General features: G+C 63.6%; 15 protein-coding genes and 3 pseudogenes. 17 read left to right on the top strand and 1 reads right to left on the bottom strand.

Going from position 1 to position 18,562, the window contains the following annotated elements; genetic code table 11:
* Positions 1-125: 125 nt before the first annotated feature.
* The 13 genes and pseudogenes from BUQ73_RS28000 to BUQ73_RS11820 all read left to right on the top strand — a co-directional run.
* Positions 126-576: pseudogene (locus BUQ73_RS28000) on the top strand (type IV secretion protein Rhs); the annotation flags it as partial.
* Positions 577-680: 104 nt separating this feature from the next.
* Complete coding sequence (locus BUQ73_RS11770; RefSeq protein ID WP_237772770.1) at positions 681-1,217, top strand: hypothetical protein; 537 nt, start codon at positions 681-683, stop codon at positions 1,215-1,217.
* Positions 1,218-1,469: 252 nt separating this feature from the next.
* Positions 1,470-2,156 (top strand): hypothetical protein, encoded by a 687-nt coding sequence (locus BUQ73_RS28005; RefSeq protein ID WP_152031542.1) that lies wholly within the window; start codon positions 1,470-1,472, stop codon positions 2,154-2,156.
* A 274-nt stretch (positions 2,157-2,430) separates the two neighbouring features.
* Positions 2,431-2,562 (top strand): annotated as a pseudogene (locus BUQ73_RS11775) (RHS repeat domain-containing protein); the annotation flags it as partial.
* A gap of 102 nt (positions 2,563-2,664) precedes the next feature.
* Entirely contained in the window at positions 2,665-3,078 is a 414-nt protein-coding gene (gene arfB, locus BUQ73_RS11780; RefSeq protein WP_027917408.1) for an alternative ribosome rescue aminoacyl-tRNA hydrolase ArfB, read from the top strand.
* A gap of 93 nt (positions 3,079-3,171) precedes the next feature.
* The gene (locus tag BUQ73_RS11785; RefSeq protein WP_079228079.1) at positions 3,172-3,522 is read left to right on the top strand and encodes a hypothetical protein; all 351 of its coding nucleotides are present in this window, start codon (positions 3,172-3,174) and stop codon (positions 3,520-3,522) included.
* 141 nt (positions 3,523-3,663) lie between these two features.
* Positions 3,664-4,882, top strand: a pseudogene (locus tag BUQ73_RS11790) (M20 aminoacylase family protein); the annotation flags it as partial.
* A 41-nt stretch (positions 4,883-4,923) separates the two neighbouring features.
* Positions 4,924-6,234, top strand: a complete 1,311-nt coding sequence (locus BUQ73_RS11795) for a citrate-proton symporter (protein WP_079228081.1) — start codon at positions 4,924-4,926, stop codon at positions 6,232-6,234.
* A complete protein-coding gene (locus tag BUQ73_RS11800; protein WP_079228082.1) occupies positions 6,231-7,688 on the top strand; it encodes an amidase in 1,458 nt (485 codons plus the stop codon). The genes BUQ73_RS11795 and BUQ73_RS11800 overlap by 4 nt, the downstream gene beginning before the upstream one ends.
* Before the next feature lie 69 nt (positions 7,689-7,757).
* On the top strand, positions 7,758-8,531 hold the full coding sequence (locus tag BUQ73_RS11805; RefSeq protein ID WP_079228083.1) for an IclR family transcriptional regulator: 774 nt from the start codon (positions 7,758-7,760) through the stop codon (positions 8,529-8,531).
* 304 nt (positions 8,532-8,835) lie between these two features.
* The gene (locus BUQ73_RS11810) at positions 8,836-9,492 is read left to right on the top strand and encodes an ABC transporter ATP-binding protein (protein WP_079228084.1); all 657 of its coding nucleotides are present in this window, start codon (positions 8,836-8,838) and stop codon (positions 9,490-9,492) included.
* Positions 9,492-11,939 (top strand): ABC transporter permease, encoded by a 2,448-nt coding sequence (locus BUQ73_RS11815; protein WP_079228085.1) that lies wholly within the window; start codon positions 9,492-9,494, stop codon positions 11,937-11,939. Before BUQ73_RS11810 ends, BUQ73_RS11815 begins: the two co-directional genes overlap by 1 nt.
* Entirely contained in the window at positions 11,929-12,993 is a 1,065-nt protein-coding gene (locus BUQ73_RS11820; protein WP_079228086.1) for a lipocalin-like domain-containing protein, read from the top strand. The genes BUQ73_RS11815 and BUQ73_RS11820 overlap by 11 nt, the downstream gene beginning before the upstream one ends.
* 114 nt (positions 12,994-13,107) lie before the next feature.
* Here the strand turns inward: BUQ73_RS11820 and BUQ73_RS11825 are convergent, their stop codons facing one another.
* Positions 13,108-13,986, bottom strand: coding sequence for a helix-turn-helix domain-containing protein (locus BUQ73_RS11825; RefSeq protein ID WP_079230544.1), 879 nt, complete (start codon positions 13,984-13,986; stop codon positions 13,108-13,110).
* A gap of 177 nt (positions 13,987-14,163) precedes the next feature.
* Here BUQ73_RS11825 and BUQ73_RS11830 point away from each other — a divergent pair, with 177 nt between their 5' ends.
* From BUQ73_RS11830 to BUQ73_RS11845, 4 genes are all read left to right on the top strand, one after another.
* Positions 14,164-14,991 (top strand): SDR family NAD(P)-dependent oxidoreductase, encoded by an 828-nt coding sequence (locus BUQ73_RS11830; RefSeq protein WP_079228087.1) that lies wholly within the window; start codon positions 14,164-14,166, stop codon positions 14,989-14,991.
* Positions 14,988-16,706 (top strand): FAD-dependent oxidoreductase, encoded by a 1,719-nt coding sequence (locus tag BUQ73_RS11835; protein WP_079228088.1) that lies wholly within the window; start codon positions 14,988-14,990, stop codon positions 16,704-16,706. The genes BUQ73_RS11830 and BUQ73_RS11835 overlap by 4 nt, the downstream gene beginning before the upstream one ends.
* Positions 16,706-17,035, top strand: coding sequence for an NIPSNAP family protein (locus BUQ73_RS11840; protein ID WP_079228089.1), 330 nt, complete (start codon positions 16,706-16,708; stop codon positions 17,033-17,035). Before BUQ73_RS11835 ends, BUQ73_RS11840 begins: the two co-directional genes overlap by 1 nt.
* Positions 17,036-17,161: 126 nt before the next feature.
* On the top strand, positions 17,162-18,514 hold the full coding sequence (locus BUQ73_RS11845; protein ID WP_079228090.1) for an MFS transporter: 1,353 nt from the start codon (positions 17,162-17,164) through the stop codon (positions 18,512-18,514).
* The last annotated feature ends 48 nt before the right edge of the window (positions 18,515-18,562 follow it).

Below are 18,562 nucleotides of genomic sequence, written 5' to 3' on the forward strand. Positions count from 1 at the left end.
TTAGGAAGGCTCTTTAAAACTGTGAGGCAACGTTGGTGCTATCTAAACTCAGGTGGCACCATTGTTCTGCTAGGCCTTACTGGAAAATTAGTGCAGCGAGCACAACTCCGTCGCATCCAGTTGTGGAACTTGGCAGTTTAAGTTATCCCATAGATCTAGGCGAGCAGGGCAACATTGGTCGACCTGAGCCTGCCAGACGGCAACCGGCTCACGTTCCAGTACGACGAGTTCGCCCGCCTGCTCGAAGAAACCGACCCGCTCGGGCGCAAGATCCAGTACGAGTACCATCACCTGACCACGCTGGTGACCCAGGTCAGCTAGCCCGACGGCAGCACCTGGCGAGCGCGCTACGACGACAAGAGCCAGACCACCCGCCTGATGCGCACCGCCCGCGGCCTGCCCAGCAGCCGCGAGGATGCCAAGGGCCAGCGGGTGCGCTACGAGTACGACAAGGCCGTGCGCCTGACCGCGTTGGTCAACGAGAACAACGCGACCTACAGTTTTGCCTACGACGTGTCGGATCGCCTGAGCGAAGAAGTGCGGGTGGACAACCTGACCCGGCGCTTCAGCTACGAAAAGCCATTCACGGAATAATGGCAGATGAGAGAAGGGGGCTTCGTGCAGGTAGACGATGCTAAATAAAAACTGTTCGGGGGCAACTTGTGGCTAAGAATTTTATATTGACTATTTCAGACGAGTATCCGGAGGGTCACTGGCTCAAGATGAGGGTGCTGTCGGGTCAGGACTCAGGAATCTTTAAGGAAGGAGTGGTTGTAGATAAGGATATAAAAGTTTGCTTCGAGGTGGGAGAGAGAGTTAGTGCTTCAAGGCTGTTGGCTTATGACTTCTTCTTTGGCGATGGGCCCAATTTGATATCGCCACGGCTTCATAAACTGATGATCCGAGAAAATATTTCTGGCGTTCAGTTTGTAGATGCCGATCTCGTGCTGAATGGGGAGTCTCATGCCGGCTATAAAATATTAAATGTGATAGATAGATCGCCTGCATTTAACTTGAAAGAATCAGTAAGCGAGCCATTGCTTAGCTATATGCCTGATGGTCCAAGATGGTTCAGTAAGGTTATTTTGGATGATAATACTTATCTCTCTAGCGACATTGTTAGGGCTAAAGAAGAAAGCGCTACGATTGTAGCGACTGCTCGTGTTAAGTCTGTTTTCGAGAGTAACTCAATTTGTGGTGTGCAGTTCGCGGTTTAGATGGCTGTAAGCTTGACAGTTTCGGTGCTGGTGGAACCAATATTATTGAGCGGCATATTTTATCAAATGCAACAGGCCGTACGCTAGGCTCTGTACGAAAAGCCTTGATACTCGGTGATGCTGCGTTGAAAATAGCCTCGGAATGCTCATTTACAATCCGTAAACTCCGCTTCCTCGGCTGTTTTCGCCTACCCGACCACTTTTTTATACAGACCCTAAAGTGCAAATATTGTGAAATTGAGGTGAGATGAAATGAATTGGTCTGACTCCTTGAAAGTACGTATTGTAAATGAACTCAAAGGTTATGATGTTTATTTTTCAGCTGAAGAGGTCCCCTCAGAGATAAACCTTCCCGAACAGTGGCGCGGCTTTGGATTTTCGAATCGCGGAGGGGAGGGCATGCCGGCAGAGTGGGCGAATTTTGCTGAACATTTGCCGTGGGTAAGTGCATGGCTCGATAAGTGTGTACTGGGAACTGTCTTTGCGGTCAGCGATAGACCATATCTAATGTACGTCTATAGTGAGAATGGCGATTTGTGGTTTTATATGGGGGGTGTGCCGCTGGAACTTGAGCAATCAGTCAATGATAGGATTCAATGGATGCCACGAAGACTCAAGGCGTTCTATACGAACTTGCACAATGGTTTTGGATTTTATATTGGCTGCACCATGGGGCCATCCAGAATAGAAGACTTTGTTTCGATCAAAGACCTGTGTGATGAAGAATATCCAGCGCTTCCTGATATGACAGGCGTTTTTTCCAGCGGAGCGGGTGATTATTTATCATTGACCAAGCCTCCGGCTGAGGGTGAGGCTTTGATATGGTGGCATGAGGAGCCAGAAATACCGACACGAAATATCGATTTGTGGGATGTCATGGACTCTTGGATGTCAATATTCTTGGAGAATTCTGATTCTAATGAATCTGTCTTGGTTTAGCTGCAGGGCTCTGAGTTAAGACTTTTTTGAAAGCATTCACCAATTTTTTGTTTTAGTGATTTCGAGTTTATTGTGATTGATGATACTTGCTTTCCGTGGTTTGAATTTTCTTCGCTTTGCATGTGGGAGTGAAGTCTTTAGGTACGATAGGGTTGTCGGATATTACGCTATTTACTGATGATGGCGAGAAATTGGCTACACGTGTAGGGCTCTGTGCTGGGGCTTTGGTCGAAGAGGCCTTCTAGGAAAAATTCAATAGCCTCAGCAGCTTTCTTTATCCGAAGAACTGGAAGTACAGTACAACGCCGACCACCGCGTCATAGCCAGTCGTGACTACGGTGGCGAGCGTTACGCCTTCGAGCTGGACGAGCAGGGCAACATGATCGGCCTGAGCCTGCCGGACGGCAAAGTAGGGCATCTCGATCGTGCAGTTTAGGTAAAACGCGTTTTATTCTGTGAGCAAGCAGCCAAGGCTGTGATAATGGAGGGCAATCACAAGGGCCATGCCATGCTGACCATCTCCAACAACGTGCATCTGCCAGACGCCGACATCGAACTGACCTACATCCGCGCGCAAGGCGCAGGTGGTCAGAACGTCAACAAGGTGTCCAGCGCCGTGCACCTGCGCTTCGACATTCGCGCCTCGTCGCTGCCCGAGTTTTACAAGGAGCGATTGCTGGCACTGCGTGACAGTCGCATCACCGGCGACGGCGTGTTGATCATCAAGGCCCAGCAGTACCGCACCCAGGAGCAGAACCGCACTGACGCACTGGCGCGTCTTGCCGAGTTGATCATCGCTGCCGGCAAGACCGAGAAAAAGCGCCGCCCCACCAAGCCTACCCTCGGCTCGAAGACCCGCCGCCTCGAAGGCAAAGCCAGGCGCAGCACGGTCAAGGCGGGGCGGGGCAAGGTGGAGTTCTAGGTCTCTACGAAATCCCGAAAAACCAACCGTCGATTTCCCGGTTGATCAGAGATCATGGAGGCACTGGTACAGTGAATTCAAACGGAGTTTGAAATGCTCTCAAGGACGACCAAACGCAAGAAAAAACCACCGCACCCCGGCGGTGAAGTACACGACCACCTCGTAGAAATGGATTTCTGGGTCAAGTGCGCCTACCTGTTCACACCGGCCTTCCTGGCGCTTTTTGCCGGCCTCGATGCTGTGGGAATAGCCCTCTTCATCTACCCCGTGATCAGCATCATCTACTTCATCATCCGCCACCGTTATCTGAAAAGCCTACCGCCGGAGAAGCTGGTCGATGTGGTCCCCTGGAGTTACATCTATGAAGGGCGAAGCCTGTCCCTGATCATCTTGAACTTCTGCGTTCTGGCATGTGGGTACGCACTCTACAATCACTTTTTCTAAGGTGGTTCCACTGGGCGGAACCACATTCGTTTGTACTCCCTCGCCACTCGCGCTTATCTGTCGCCAAGCACGACCTGCCTTTCCCGTCGTGATCTCAAGCGAACAACAAGAACGGGACCCACCCGCGCGAGGAGATTCCCCATGCAGCGACACCAGCACATCCTGGCCTGGCTCAATGACGTGGCCAGCGACCTGCACGCCATCCGCCACGATATCCACGCTCACCCTGAACTCGGTTTCGAAGAAAGCCGCACCTCGGCCCTGGTCGCCACGCTGCTGCAGCAGTGGGGCTACGAGGTGCACACCGGCATCGGCAAGACTGGTGTGGTCGGCGTGCTGCGCAACGGAAACAGCCCGCGCAAGCTGGGCTTGCGTGCCGACATGGACGCGTTGCCGATCCATGAGGCCACGGGCGCTGCCTACAGCAGCCGCCACCAGGGCTGCATGCACGCCTGTGGCCACGATGGCCACACCACCATGCTGCTGGGCGCGGCGCGCTACCTGGCGGCGACGCGGCAGTTCGATGGCACGCTGACGTTGATCTTCCAGCCGGCCGAGGAGGGCCAGGGTGGTGCCGAGGCGATGCTTGCCGATGGGCTGCTGGAGCGCTTCCCCTGTGATGCACTGTTCGGCATGCACAACATGCCGGGGCTGCCGGCTGGGCACCTGGGCTTGCGTGAGGGGCCGATGATGGCCTCGCAAGACCTGCTGACCGTGATCATTGAAGGCGTCGGCGGGCATGGTTCGATGCCGCACCTGACGGTCGACCCGCTGGTGGCAGCGGCCAGCGTGGTGATGGCGTTGCAGACGGTGGTGGCACGCAACATTGATGCGCAAGAGGCGGCGGTGGTCACGGTCGGCGCGCTGCAGGCGGGCGAGGCGGCCAACGTGATTCCACAACAAGCGCTGCTGCGCCTGAGCCTGCGTGCGCTGGATGCCAAGGTGCGGGCGCAGACCCTGGAACGGGTGCGGGCGATCATCGTCAGCCAGGCCCAGAGCTTTGGCTGCACGGCCAGCATCGAGCACCGCCCGGCGTACCCGGTGCTGGTCAACCATGCCGCCGAGAACGCCTTCGCCCAGCAGGTTGGTGAAGCGCTGCTGGGCGCCGACAAGGTCGATGGCAACACCCGCAAGCTGATGGGCAGCGAGGATTTTGCCTGGATGCTGCAACGCTGCCCGGGCGCCTACCTGTTCATCGGCAATGGCGAGCAGCGGCCGATGGTGCACAACCCTGCGTACGACTTCAACGACGACATCCTGCTGACCGGCGCCGCCTACTGGGGCGCGCTGACCGAGAGCTGGCTCAAGCCGGCCTGATTGCCCTGTATTGACGACTGCCGCTGGGAACCCGGGCGCCGCTGCGCCTGGGCGATCACTTGAACAGAAGATGGAGTGTTCCGCATGCAGATTTCCAATACAGGCGCGTCGCGTACCCGGCAAGTGGTCGCGGCGGTCATCGGCAATGCGCTGGAGTGGTATGACTTTATCGTGTATGGCTTTCTGGCAAGCATCATCGCCCGCCAGTTCTTCCCCTCGGACGACGAATACGCCTCGCTGCTGATGGCCCTGGCCACGTTCGGCGTGGGCTTTTTCATGCGCCCGGTGGGTGGGGTGCTGCTGGGAGTGTATTCCGACCGCAAGGGGCGCAAGGCGGCGATGCAGCTGATCATCCGCCTGATGACCGTGTCGATCGCCATGATCGCCTTTGCCCCCAGCTACCTGGCCATCGGCATGGGCGCGCCGCTGCTGATCGTGGTCGCGCGCATGCTGCAGGGCTTTGCCACTGGCGGCGAGTACGCCAGCGCCACGGCGTTTCTGGTGGAGAGCGCGCCGGCCAACCGCAAGGGCCTGTATGGCTCGTGGCAGCTGGTGGGGCAGTGCCTGGCAGTGTTTTCCGGGGCGGCGATGGTGGCGCTGGTCACCCACTTGTGCACGCCCGAGGCGCTGGACAGCTGGGGCTGGCGGATACCGTTCGTGCTCGGCTTGCTGATTGGCCCGGTGGGGCTGTGGATTCGCAAGCACATGGAAGAACCCGAGGAATTCCTGGAGGCGCGCAAGCAGGCCAAGGGCCAGGCGCCGAGCCTGTGGCAGGTGCTGCGTGAACACCGCCGCAGCCTGCTGGTGTCGATGGGCCTGGCTTGTGGCGCGACGGTGTCGTTCTACGTGGTGCTGGTGAACATGCCGACCTTCGCCCACAAGAACCTCGGCCTGCCGCTGGACCAGGTGCTGCTGGTGCAGATGCTCGCTGTGGGCCTGATGACCGTGGTGATTCCGCTGTCTGGCGCGCTGTCGGACCGGCTCGGCCGGCGGCCGGTGCTGATGGCCTTCACCCTGGCGTTCTTCGTCATGGTCTACCCGCTTTATGTGTGGGTGGCCGCGGCGCCGTCGATCGAACGGCTGCTGGTGATGCAGCTGCTGCTATGCAGCGCCATCGGTGGTTTCTTCGGGCCCGCGCCGACCGCGCTGGCCGAGCAGTTCCCGGTCGAGGTGCGTTCCACGGGCGTGTCGGTGGCCTACAACGTGGCGGTGATGGTATTCGGCGGCTTCGCGCCGCTGATCGTCACCTGGCTGAGCAAGGTGCTGGGCACGCCGGTGGCGCCGTCGTTCTACGTGCTGTTCGCCTGCCTGCTGACCCTGCTCGGCACCTACTGCCTGAAAGAAGCACCGCGCGCCGGCAAGGCCGTCGCTTTCAACCTTGGAGTAAAACCGTGAACGCGTTAGCTATCGACCCCATCGTCGCCCTCGACGCCGAGGCCTTGTCCCGGGCCATCCATGCACGCCAGGTAGCGTGCCGCGAGGTGATGCAGGCTTACCTGGGCCATATCGAGCGCTGCAACCCGCAGGTCAATGCACTGGTGTCGTTGCGCGCAGCTGAAGCTTTGCTGGCCGAGGCCGATGCCTGCGACCGTGAACTGGCGCGCGGCCAGTCGCGGGGCTGGATGCATGGCATGCCCCAGGCGATCAAGGACCTGGCCGCCACGGCCGGGCTGCGCACCACGCTGGGTTCGCCGCTGTTCGCCGAGCAGGTGCCGGCGCACGACGCCATCAGCGTGGCGCGGGTGCGGGCGAACGGGGCGATCATCATCGGCAAGAGCAACGTGCCGGAGTTCGGCCTGGGCTCGCAGAGCTACAACACGCTGTTCGGCACCACCACCAATGCCTACGACCACAGCCGCGTGGCCGGAGGCAGCAGCGGTGGCGCGGCGGCGGCACTGGCCATGCGCCTGCTGCCGGTGGCCGATGGCAGCGACATGATGGGCTCGCTGCGCAACCCGGCGGCGTTCAACAACGTGTTCGGCCTGCGCCCGTCGCTAGGCCGGGTGCCCTATGGGCCGACGCCGGAGCTGTTCGTGCAGCAGCTGGCCACCGAGGGGCCGATGGGGCGCAGCGTGACCGATGTCGCCCGCTTGCTGACGGTGCAGGCCGGGCATGATCCGCGGGTGCCGTTGTCGCTGAATGATGGCGGGCGGGATTTCGCGGTGGGGCTGCAGCGCGATTTCAAAGGGGCGCGGATTGGCTGGCTGGGTGACTACGACGGCTATCTGCCGATGGAAGATGGCGTGCTGGGGCTGTGCGAAGCAGCCCTGGCCGATTTCGCCGAGCTTGGCTGCACCGTCGAGGCCTGCCAGCCCGCGTTCGATCAGGCGCGGTTGTGGCAATGCTGGCTTACCCACCGCCACTTCCTGGTGCACGGCAACCTGGCGGCGGCCTATGCCGACCCGGGCAAACGGGCGATGCTGAAGCCCGAGGCGCAATGGGAAGTGGAGGGCGGCCTGCAGCTCAGTGCTGCTGCGGTGTATCAGGCGTCGCTGGACCGCAGCGCGTGGTACCAGGCCATGCAGAAACTGTTCGAGCGTTACGATTTCCTGCTGTTGCCTGCGGCCCAGGTGTTCCCTTTCGACGCAGCCCAGGCGTGGCCGAAGGTGGTTGGGGGACGCACCATGGACACCTACCACCGCTGGATGGAGGTGGTGATCGGGCCGACCCTGGCCGGCTTGCCGAGCATGAGTGTGCCGGTCGGTTTCAATGCGGCGGGGCTGCCGACGGGCCTGCAGATCATAGGCCCGGCCCAGGCCGACCATGCCGTGCTGCAGCTGGCCTACGCCCATGAACAGCTGACCCGCTGGGTGGAACGGCGCCCGCCGCCAAGCCTGCTGGAGCGGTGAGGGGGCTGGCCCGGCCCGTATCTTGCTGGGCATGATGACCATCCACGCACAGACAGGGAGGTCGGACACATGGGCACAGCGACAGACAGCGGTGGCGTGCGCTCGGTGGAGCGCGCGCTGGCCATCGTCGAACTGCTTGGCGAGCATCAGGCCCTGGGGCTGGAGGAGCTGCATTACCTCACCGGCCTGCCCAAGGCCACGGCCTCGCGCATGCTCGCCACCTTGCAGGAGCAGGGTTGGGTCTACCGCGGCCTGAGCGACCGGCGCTACCGGCTGTGCGCCCGCCGCCTGTTTGGCGACCGCCAGCAGCGTTTCAAGCGCCAACTGGTGGAAAGCGCCGCGCCATTGTTGCTGGAATTGAGCGAGCGCACCGGGCTGGTGGTCGACCTGTCGTGCTTCGACGGCGAGCGGCTGGAGGTGATGGAAAGCGCGATTCCCCAGGTGTTGCGCAAGCGTTATCCGAACAACTGCCAGATCGTCGGCCAGCATGCCAGCCTGTTCCATTCGGCGATGGGCCGCGCGTGCCTCAAGGAGCTCGCGGTGGATGAAGTGCAGCGCCTGGCCCAGCATGAGCGGGTAGGTGGTGAAGCGTTGATGCGTGACCTGGAAGGGGATGTGCAGAAGGGCTTTGGCCAGCGCACCGAGGGCTATTGGGAGTATCCGGTGCGCCTGCCGTTCCTGATCCGCGCGATTGCCTTGCCGGTGCGGGTGCAGGGGCAACTGGCCGGGAGCATTGCCTTGCACTGGCCGCTGGACCAGGCGCCGGTGGAGCAGGTGCTGAGTTTGCACCTGAACAGCCTGGCGGCGACTGTTGGGGAAGTGCAGCATGCTTTGGTGGGTTAGGGGTGTTTGGCGGTAGATTATTGGTGGGTTCGAGACCGAGCGCCGCCCGCGCGGCGCATCGCGGATAAATCCGCTCCTACATTTTTTGCAACGTGCCGAACCTGTCACGCCATCGTTGCCCGCCTTGGCGCATGACTTGAGCCCACAAACAAGGCAGACAACCATGGCCTCACAGGCATGGCCACGTTGCAACAAATGTAGGAGCGGATTTATCCGCGATGCGCCGCGCGGGCGGCGCTCGATCTCCCTGGCGCTATAGAATCAAAGGCATGCACCCTGCAATTACCTCCCCAAAGGTAACCCCATGCTGGTCATCGAGCACCTGCACAAGTCTTTTCCCACTGCCCAAGGCCCACTCCAGGTCCTGCGCGGCGTCGACCTGACCCTGTCGCGTGGCAGCAGCCTGGCCCTGATGGGCGAGTCCGGCAGTGGCAAAAGCACTTTGTTGCACCTGGTCGCCGGCCTCGACCGCGCCGACAGTGGGCGCATCCTCATCGACGGTACCCCCCTGCACGGCCACGGCGAGGCCGCCCTGGCCCGTTGGCGGCGCGAGGGCATCGGCCTGGTGTTCCAGCAATACAACCTGATCAGCAGCCTCGACGTGGCAGCCAACCTGGCCTTCCAGGCGAGCCTGGCCAAGCGTCACGACCCGAAGTGGCTGGCCTACCTGGCCCAACGCCTGGGTTTGGCGGCCTTGCTCGATCGTTACCCGGAGCAGCTGTCTGGCGGCCAGCAGCAACGGGTCGCCATCGGCCGCGCACTGGCCAGCCGGCCGGCGTTGTTGCTCGCCGACGAACCCACCGGCAGCCTCGACGAAGCCAGCAGCGACGAAGTGCTGGCCTTGCTCCTGCAACTGGTCGGCGAGGCCGGCAGCAGCGTGCTGATGGTGACCCACAGCCCGCGCTTGGCCGCCTGCCTGCAGCAACGCTGCGTGCTGCATCAGGGCCGGGTGCAAAGCTGATGAACGACCTGCTGATAACCCTGCAGGCGCTGGGCAGCCACTGGTGGCGCCACCGCTTGCAGTGCATCAGCATCTTCACCGGCTTGTGGCTGGCCACCGCCTTGTGGACCGGCGTGCAGGCGCTCAACGCCCAGGCGCGCAGCGATTATGCCCAGGCCAGCGCCGTGTTGAGCGGGCCGGCGCATCAGCAGATCGTCGCCCGCGACGGGCAGCGATTCGATCAGGCGCTGTACGTACAACTGCGCAGGCAAGGCTGGCAAGTCACGCCCGTGCTGGAAGGGCGCTTGCGCCTGGCCGGTGAGCCGGCCGTTTCCATCAGGCTGATCGGCATCGAGCCGTTGAGCATGCTGCCTGGCATGGCTGTCGCAGGTGCCGACCCGGCGAGTTTCGATCTGCCGGCCTTCATCGGTACACCGGGGCAGGCCTGGGTCGGGCCGGATACCTTGCGCCAACTGGCGGGCAAGCTGCGCACGGCCGATGGGCAGGCGTTGCCGCCACTGACCTTGAATGAGCACCTGGCGCCCGGCGTGATGCTGGTCGATATCGGGGTGGCCCAGGCCTTGCTCGACGCACCGGGGCAGCTGTCGCGGCTGATCAGCGACACCGACCAGCCGTTGCCGCAGGCCTTCGCCGAGCAATTGAAAGTGCAGCCAGCGGGCGATGACACCGACCTGCAACGCCTGACCGCGAGCTTTCATCTCAACCTCACGGCCCTCGGCCTGCTGGCGTTCGTGGTCGGGCTGTTCATTGCCCATGCCGCCATCGGCCTGGCGCTGGAGCAGCGACGAGGCCTGATGCGTACCCTGCGCGCTTGCGGTGTGAGCCTGAAGGTGTTGCTGGCGGCGTTGGCCCTGGAGCTTGGGCTGTTCGCCTTGGCCGGCGGCCTGGCAGGCGTGGCGGCAGGTTACCTGCTGGCCGCGCTGCTGCTGCCCGACTTCGCTTCCAGCCTGCGCGGCCTGTATGGCGCCCAGGTGTCCGGGCACCTGCATCTGCCGCTGTTCTGGTGGCTGGTGGGTATTGCCGTGAGTCTGCTCGGCGCACTGCTGGCCGGCATCGACAGCCTGTTGCGCGCAGCGCGGTTGCCGTTGCTGGCGTTGGCTCAACCGCAGGCCTGGCGGTTGGCACAGTTGCCCTGGTTGAAGCGCCAGGCGCTGGCCGCCGCAGCCCTGGGCTTGCTGGCCCTGGGCTGTGGCGTTTTCGGCAGTAGCCTGGCCAATGCTTTCGCCATGCTTGCTGCGTTGCTGCTGGCGGCGGCTCTGTTGTTGCCGGGTGCGCTGGCCCTGCTGCTCGCCGGCTTGGGCAGGCACGGTCGGCGGCCGCTGGCGCAGTGGTTTATCGCCGACAGCCGCCAGCAATTGCCGGCGCTGAGCCTGGCACTGATGGCGCTGTTACTGGCATTGGCTGCCAGTGTCGGCGTGGGCGGCATGACCGAAGGGTTCCGCCGCACTTTCGTAGACTGGCTCGACCAGCGCCTGGCCGCCGACCTGTATGTCACACCCCGCGACAGCACGCAGGCGCTGGAGATCTACCAGGACCTGCAGCAAGACCCAGACGTCAATGCCGTGCTGCCAGGCTGGCGGGTGGAATGGCGCCTGCAGCATTGGCCGGTGCAGGTGCAAGGGGTGATCGATCATCCGTTCTACCGCAACCACTGGCCTTTGCTGGAGCAGGCTGCGGACGCCTGGGCGCAGGTAGCCAGCGGGCAGGGTGCGATGCTCAGTGAACAATTGGCGCGGCGCCTTGGGTTGGGCATCGGGGATACCGTGCAGTTGCCGGGCGAACCGCCGCAGGGCATGCGGGTGGTGGGCATTCACGCCGACTATGGCAACCCCAAAGGGCATGTGCTGGTCAATGCCGACTGGTTGCGCCGGCACGCGCCGACGGCCAGCCTGAGCGGCCTGAGCCTGCTGATCCGGCCCGGGCAGGTCGCGCAGGTCAAGGGCGCCTTGCAGCAGCGCTACGGCCTGGACGAATCGCAACTGGTCGAGCAGGCCAGCCTGAAAACCTGGTCGACGCAGATATTCAGCCGTACCTTCGCTGTCACCGCCGCCCTTAACAGCCTTACCCTCGGCGTCGCTGGCGTGGCGCTGTTCATTAGCCAGCTGACCCTGGGCCAGCAGCGCCTGGGGCAGCTGGCTCCGCTCTGGGCGTTGGGCGTGCCGCGCCGTCGGCTGGCCTGGCTGAGCTTGGGCCAGACGCTGATGCTCAGCGGCTTTACCATACTGCTGGCCATCCCGCTCGGGTTACTGCTGGCCTGGTGCCTGGTGGCGGTGGTGAATGTGCAGGCATTCGGCTGGCGGCTGCCCTGGCACGTGTTTGCCAGCCAGCTGGTGCAACTGGCCGGACTTGGCGTGTTGACCAGCCTTTTGGCCAGCGCCTGGCCGTTGTGGCAATTGGCACGGCGCCAGCCCAGTGAGCTGTTGCGGCGGTTCGCCGATGAGGCTTGATGCCTGGCTGTTGCTGGCCTGCCTGCTGCTGGCCGGGTGCGACGCGCCTGCGCCGCCGGCCGCGAGTTATGCAGGGCTCGGAGCCGAGGCGGCGGCGTTCAAGCAGGTCACGCGCAACACTGCGCTGGTGTTCCCCCGCGACCACGGCGCCCACGACGGCTATCGCATCGAATGGTGGTATGTCACCGCCAACCTGCGTGATGCCCAGGGCCGCGACTGGGGCGTGCAATGGACACTGTTCCGTTCAGCCCTGCGCCCCGGCCCCGAAACGCACGGTTGGAACAGCCCCAACCTGTGGATGGGCCATGCTGCGCTGACCGACCCGGGCGGCCACCAGGTCGGCGAAACGCTGGCACGGGGCGGCATCGGCCAGGCCGGTGTCGAAACCGGGCCGTTCCGGGCCTGGATCAACGACTGGTCGCTGCAAGGCGATGACAACATCCAGCGCTTGCAGATGCGTGCCAGCGGCCAGGGCTTTCGCTACGACCTGACCCTGGCCAGCGACAAGCCGCTGGTGTTGCACGGCGACCGTGGTTACAGCGAAAAGTCCGGCAAGGGCCAGGCTTCGTACTACTACAGCCAGCCGTTCTACCAGGTCAGTGGCGAGGTCGAGCGGGACGGGCAGCGCATTGCGGTAACCGGGCAGGCCTGGCTTGACCGGGAGTGGAGCAGCCAGCCGTTGGCGGCCGGGCAAAGTGGCTGGGACTGGTTTTCGTTGCACCTGGGCAGTGGCGCCAAGCTGATGCTGTTTCAGGTGCGTGAAGACCAGGGGCAGCCGTACCGGGCTGGCACCTGGGTTGGCCCTGACGGGCAGGTACGCGCGCTGCAAGGGGCTGAGGTCGAGCTGACACCGCTGGCCTGGGCCAACCAGGATAACGGCAAGCGCGTGCCGACCCGCTGGCGGGTTCAAGTGCCCTCGGTGCAATTGGATGTGCAGGTCGAGGCAGTGCAGGCCAAGGCCTGGATGGGGACGCGGTTCCCATACTGGGAAGGGCCGGTGCGGGTGAATGGCAGCGTACAAGGGCGGGGGTATCTGGAGATGACGGGGTACTAGCGCAGCGCAGTATTGATGCTGATGGCCTCTTCGCGGCTAAAGCCGCTCCTACAGGTGCGGTGTGAGCGCTGTGGGGGCGGCTTTAGCCGCGAAGATGCCGGCACCGGCAGCACATCACCCGGGTTTTTCAACGCGAAACGCGCTCGGGCTCACCCCGCACTGCTTGCGAAAGAACCGGCTGAAGTACCCCACATCGGCAAACCCCAGTTCATGGGCAATCTGCTTCACACTTGCATCCGAATGCCCCAGCACCCGCTTGGCCTCCAGCACCAGCCGGGCATTGATCACATTCATCGGGGTCATGCCCAGGTGCTCTTGGCACAAGCGCCCGAGGGTCGCCAGGGTCATGCCCAGTTCACCGGCATAGAAGCCCAGTGGCCGGTGCTCGCGGTAATGCCTGTCCACCAGCTCCCGAAACCCGGTCAGTTGCTGGCTGCGCCGTGACGCTGGGCGGTGCGCCGGGTCGGGCGCCTCCTGCCCATGGCGCAGGGCCTGGATCAGCAGGGCCAGCAGCAACGCCATGCTGCTGGCCACGTGCTCGCGGGCGCGGTTGTGGTATTCCTCGCGCAGGGCAAGGCACAGCGGCAGCAGCGGGTCGTCCTCGGTGGGCCAACGGGGCAGGGCGATGACCTGCGGCTTGCGGATCGCTGCCAGCAAGTTGGGCGCGAGCACCTGGGCGATGCTCTCCAGTGGCGGCTGGGCGGCGGTGATCACCTGGCCTTCGACCTGGCCGGCCCAGTGGAAGCCATGCACCACCTGCGCGGGCACATAGACCACAGAGGGTGCGCAAACCTGCACTCGCTCGCTGTCGAACAGCACTTCGCCGCTGCCGCTCTGCAGGTACAGCAACTGCAGCAGGCCGTCGTGGCGGTGTGCGGCGATTTCCCAGTTGTGCGCGCCGGAGCGCTGGGAGATCTGCTCCACATGCAAGGACTCGTGCCACACCGGCTGTGCGGTTTCACCGTACAGGGCGTAGTTGGGGATCTTGTTCATGTTGTTGTAATTGTTCTGGTCGCTACCTGGCCACTGTGCCACAGCCAGATGCAGGCTTCAGGTGCCTGGCACAAAATTGACCGGAATGTGGCGACGCTTGCAGGTTTTGTCCATTCTGCCGGCCGCCCCCTCAGCCCTAGGCTGTTCACCAGATCAAGCGACACTCTGGAGAGCAGCATGCATAACAACAAGATTTCCTCCACCTGGCTGGGCCTGGACTCAGCCGTTTGCGTGGTCACCGGTGCAGCCGGTGGCATCGGTGCGGCGCTGGCCGCCGCGCTGGTCGAGCAACAGGCCCATGTGGTGCTGCTGGACCGTGATTTCGACAAATGCCGGGAGCTTGCCGCCAGCCTGGGCGAGCACAGTGCCGGTGAAGTCAGCGCACTGGTTTGCGACATCGCCGACCCGGCCAGCGTCGAGAAGGCCGCGGCCCAGGTGCAGGCGCTGCACGGGCGCTGCGATGTGCTGGTGAACAATGCCAGCGTGCTGCGCCCCGGGGCGCTGGAAACGTTGAGCCTGGAGCAATGGAACCAGGTACTGGCGGTCAACCTCAGCGGTTACCTGCTGTGCGCGCAAGCTTTCGGCCGCTCGATGCTTGCCCGTGGCCAGGGGCGTATCGTGCATGTGGCGTCGATCGCCGCGCATTACCCGCAGCCCAACAGTGGCGCCTACAGCGCGGCCAAGGCTGGGGTCAGCATGCTGTCGCGGCAGATTGCCGTGGAGTGGGGGCCGCGTGGGGTGCGCAGCAATGCCGTGTGCCCGGGGTTGATCCGCACGCCGCTGTCGGCGGCGTTCTACGCCGACCCGCAGGTCGAACGCCAGCGCAGCGCGATGACCGCCAACCAGCGTATCGGCGAGCCGCAGGATATCGCCGATGCCGTGCTGTTCCTCGCCAGCCCCCGCGCCGACTACATCAATGGCGCCGAACTGACCGTGGATGGCGGCCTGGAGAGCATGCCCATGGCGCTGATCCCGCGCCCCGGCTTCGAGGGGGCGAAGGCATGAACACGCGCAGCTGCGATGTGCTGGTGATCGGCGCCGGGGCCGGTGGCCTGGCGACGGCGATCACGGCCAGGAAGCATGGCCTGGACGTGCTGGTGATCGAGAAGGACGACTGCTTTGGCGGTACCACGGCGTTTTCCGGTGGTGTGCTGTGGGTGCCGGGCAACCGGTATGACCAGAATGGCAGCCATGAGCACGCGTTGACCTACCTGCGCAACGAAACCGGCGCCTGTTTCGACGCCGCTGGTGTCGAGGCGTTCTTGCAACATGGGCCGCAGATGGTGGAGTTTTTCGAGCGCGAGACCACGGTCAAGTTCGTCCCCACGTTGTACCCGGACTATCATCCGCAAGTCGAGGGCGGTGCCGATATCGGCCGCTCGATCCTGGCCGCGCCCTACGACATCCGCGGCCTCGGGGCGGACATGGCAAGGCTGCGCCCGCCGCTGAAAACCATCACCTTCATCGGCATGATGTTCAACTCGTCGAATACCGACCTCAAGCACTTCTTCAACGTCACCCGTTCGCTGGCCTCGTTCAGCTACGTGGCCAAACGGCTGCTGACCCACTTCAAGGAACTGCTGCTGTACCGTCGCGGCACCCAGGTCACCAGCGGCAATGCCCTGGCGGCGCGGCTGGTGAAGTCGGCGCTGAACCTCGGCATCCCGATCCTTACCGGTACCCCGGCGCGGCAGCTGTTGCGCGAGGGCGGGCGGGTAAGCGGGGCGCTGGCTCAGCAGCAGGGCGGTGAGTTACGGATTGAGGCGCGGCGCGGGGTGGTGCTGGCGTGCGGTGGGTTCTCCCATGACGTGCAGCGTTTGCGAGAGGCATACCCCCACGTACGCCGGGGCGGTGAGCATTTTTCGCCGGTGCCGGCGGGTAATACCGGCGACGGTGCTCGCATGGCCGAGGCTCAGGGCGGCAAGGTGGATATCTGCCTGCAAGCGGCAGCGGCCTGGATGCCGGTCTCGAAGGTGCCGATGGCCGGTGGCAAGTATGTGGCGTTCCCGCATCTGCTTGATCGCTACAAGCCTGGGGTGATCGGCGTGCTGCGCAGCGGCCAGCGCTTCACCAATGAATCCAACTCGTACCACGATGTCGGCGCGGCACTGATCGAAGCCTGTGCCGACCAGCCGGAAACCGCCATGTGGCTGGTCTGCGACCGGCGCACCCTGGCCAAGTACGGCCTGGGCTACGCCAAACCTGCGCCGATGCCGCTGGGGCCGCTGCTGCGCAATGGCTACCTGCTCAAGGGCAAGACCCTCGCCGAGCTGGCGGCCAAGGCGGGCATCGATGGCCAAGGCCTGGCGCGCACGGTGCGCGAATACAACCTTGGCGCAGTGCACGGTGAGGACCGGCAGTTCGGCCGTGGCAGCACCACCTTCAACCGCTACCTGGCCGACCCTCAACACCAGCCCAACCCGTGCGTGGCGCCGCTGGGTGACGGGCCGTACTTTGCGGTGAAGGTGGTCATGGGCGACCTGGGCACCTTCGATGGCATCCGTACCAGCGTGGTCGGCGAGGTACTCGATGGCGAACGGCGCGCCATCCCAGGGCTGTACGCGGTGGGCAACGACCGGGCCAGCATCATGGGCGGCAACTACCCCGGCGCGGGCATTACCTTGGGGCCGATCATGACCTTCGGCTACATCACCGGCCGGCACCTGGCCGGGGTCGAGCAGGGGCTGGCCAGTGCCCACCCGGCGCGGGAGGTGGCGTGATGGACAAGGCGATTGTCGACCACCGTATCTACACCATCCGGCCGCGCTGCATGGCGGCGTTTCTCGAAGCCTTCGAGCAATTGGCAATGCCCATTTTGCGCCGGCATCTGGGCACACCGCTTGGCTTCTACGTCAGCAGCATCGGGCCGCTGAACCAGGTGGTGCATCTGTGGGGCTATGACAGCCTGGCGGATTTCGAGCGGCGCAGCGCGGCGCGCGATGCCGACCCGGACTTTGCCCCGTACCTGCAGGCCACCCGCGACCTGGTGGTGGCGCAGGAGACGCGGATCATCAAGCCGGTGCACCTGTGTAACAGCGCCATGGCTTGACTGGGACCCTGTGGGGGCGGGTTTACCCGCGAAAGCGCTGGTGGGTTCAACGACGCATTCGCGGGTGAACCCGCTCCCACAAATACCGCGCATTACCCCCAATAAAAACAACAAGAGGTAAGGCAAATGAGCACTCCAATCGACATACGCCAACTGATCGACCAGCAATCCATCGGTGCCTATCAGAAATGGGTGGTTTTCCTCGGCTTCCTGATCATCGCCCTGGACGGTCTGGACGTCGCCATCATCGGCTTCATCGCCCCGCAACTGAAAAGCGAATGGCACCTCGGCGCCCAGGCCCTTGGCCCGGTGCTCAGTGCCGCGCTGATCGGCCTGGCCCTCGGCGCCCTGGTTGCCGGCCCCCTGGCTGACCGTTACGGGCGCAAGGCAGTGCTGCTCGGCAGCGTACTGCTGTTCGGCCTGTGGACCTTGGCCTCGGCCTTTTCCCCGAACCTGGAAACCCTGGTCGCCCTGCGCTTTCTCACCGGCCTGGGCCTGGGCGCGGCGATGCCCAACGCCAGCACCCTGGTCAGCGAATACGCCCCGGCGCGCAGCCGCTCGCTGCTGATCACCCTGGCTTTCTGCGGTTTCTCGCTGGGTGCGGCGCTGGGCGGCTTCGTCAGCGCCTGGATGATCCCCAACCTGGGTTGGCGCAGTGTGCTGGCCCTGGGCGGGGTGTTGCCGCTGCTGGTCTTGCCGTTATTGTGCTGGCGCCTGCCCGAGTCGGTGACCTTCCTGGTCAGCCAGGGCGCCGACCCGCAGCGTATCCGGCGTATCGTCCAGCGCCTGGCACCGGCACACTGCGGCCCCGACAGCACCTTCGTTGTCCCCGCCGCCAGCGCGCACAAGGGCGGCGCCATCGTCACCATCCTTTCGCCACGCTACCGCTTCGGCACGCTGATGCTGTGGACCGGCTATGTGCTGGCGCTGTTCCTGGTCTACCTGTTCAGCGGCTGGCTGCCGACGCTGGTGAAGGAGGGCGGTGGTTTCTCGGTGTCGCAAGCGGCGATCGTCACGGCCTGCTTCCAGATCGGCGGCCCGGTTGGCGCGGTTTCGGTGGGCTGGGCCATGGACCGCTATCACCCGCAGCGGGTGCTGATGCAGACCTTCCTGTTCAGCGGCGCGGTTATCTTCGCAATTGGCCAGGTGGCAGGTGATTTCGCCTGGCTGTGCGCCATCGCCTCGGCCGTGGGTTTTGGCCTGAACGGCGCGAGCGTGGGCATGAATGCACTGGCGGCGGCGTTCTACCCGACCGAAGCCCGGGCCACCGGCGCCAGCTGGATGAGTGGCATCGGCCGCTTCGGTGCCATCCTCAGTGCCTTTGCCGGTGCGCAGATGCTGGCGCTGGGCTGGAGTTTTGCCCAGGTGTTTGCATCACTGCTGATACTGGCGGGGCTGGCGGCACTGGCGGTGTTGCTGCAGGGGTGGCGCGCAAATTCAGCAAGGAGTACAGATGTACTCCATTCGTCACGAGGTTAATCAGAGTACGACCGGCGGCGCTGTAAGCCTGCACTGGCCTCTTCGCGG

The sequence above is a fragment of the Pseudomonas putida genome, assembly GCF_002025705.1.
GTDB classification, from domain to species: Bacteria; Pseudomonadota; Gammaproteobacteria; order Pseudomonadales; family Pseudomonadaceae; genus Aquipseudomonas; species Aquipseudomonas putida_J.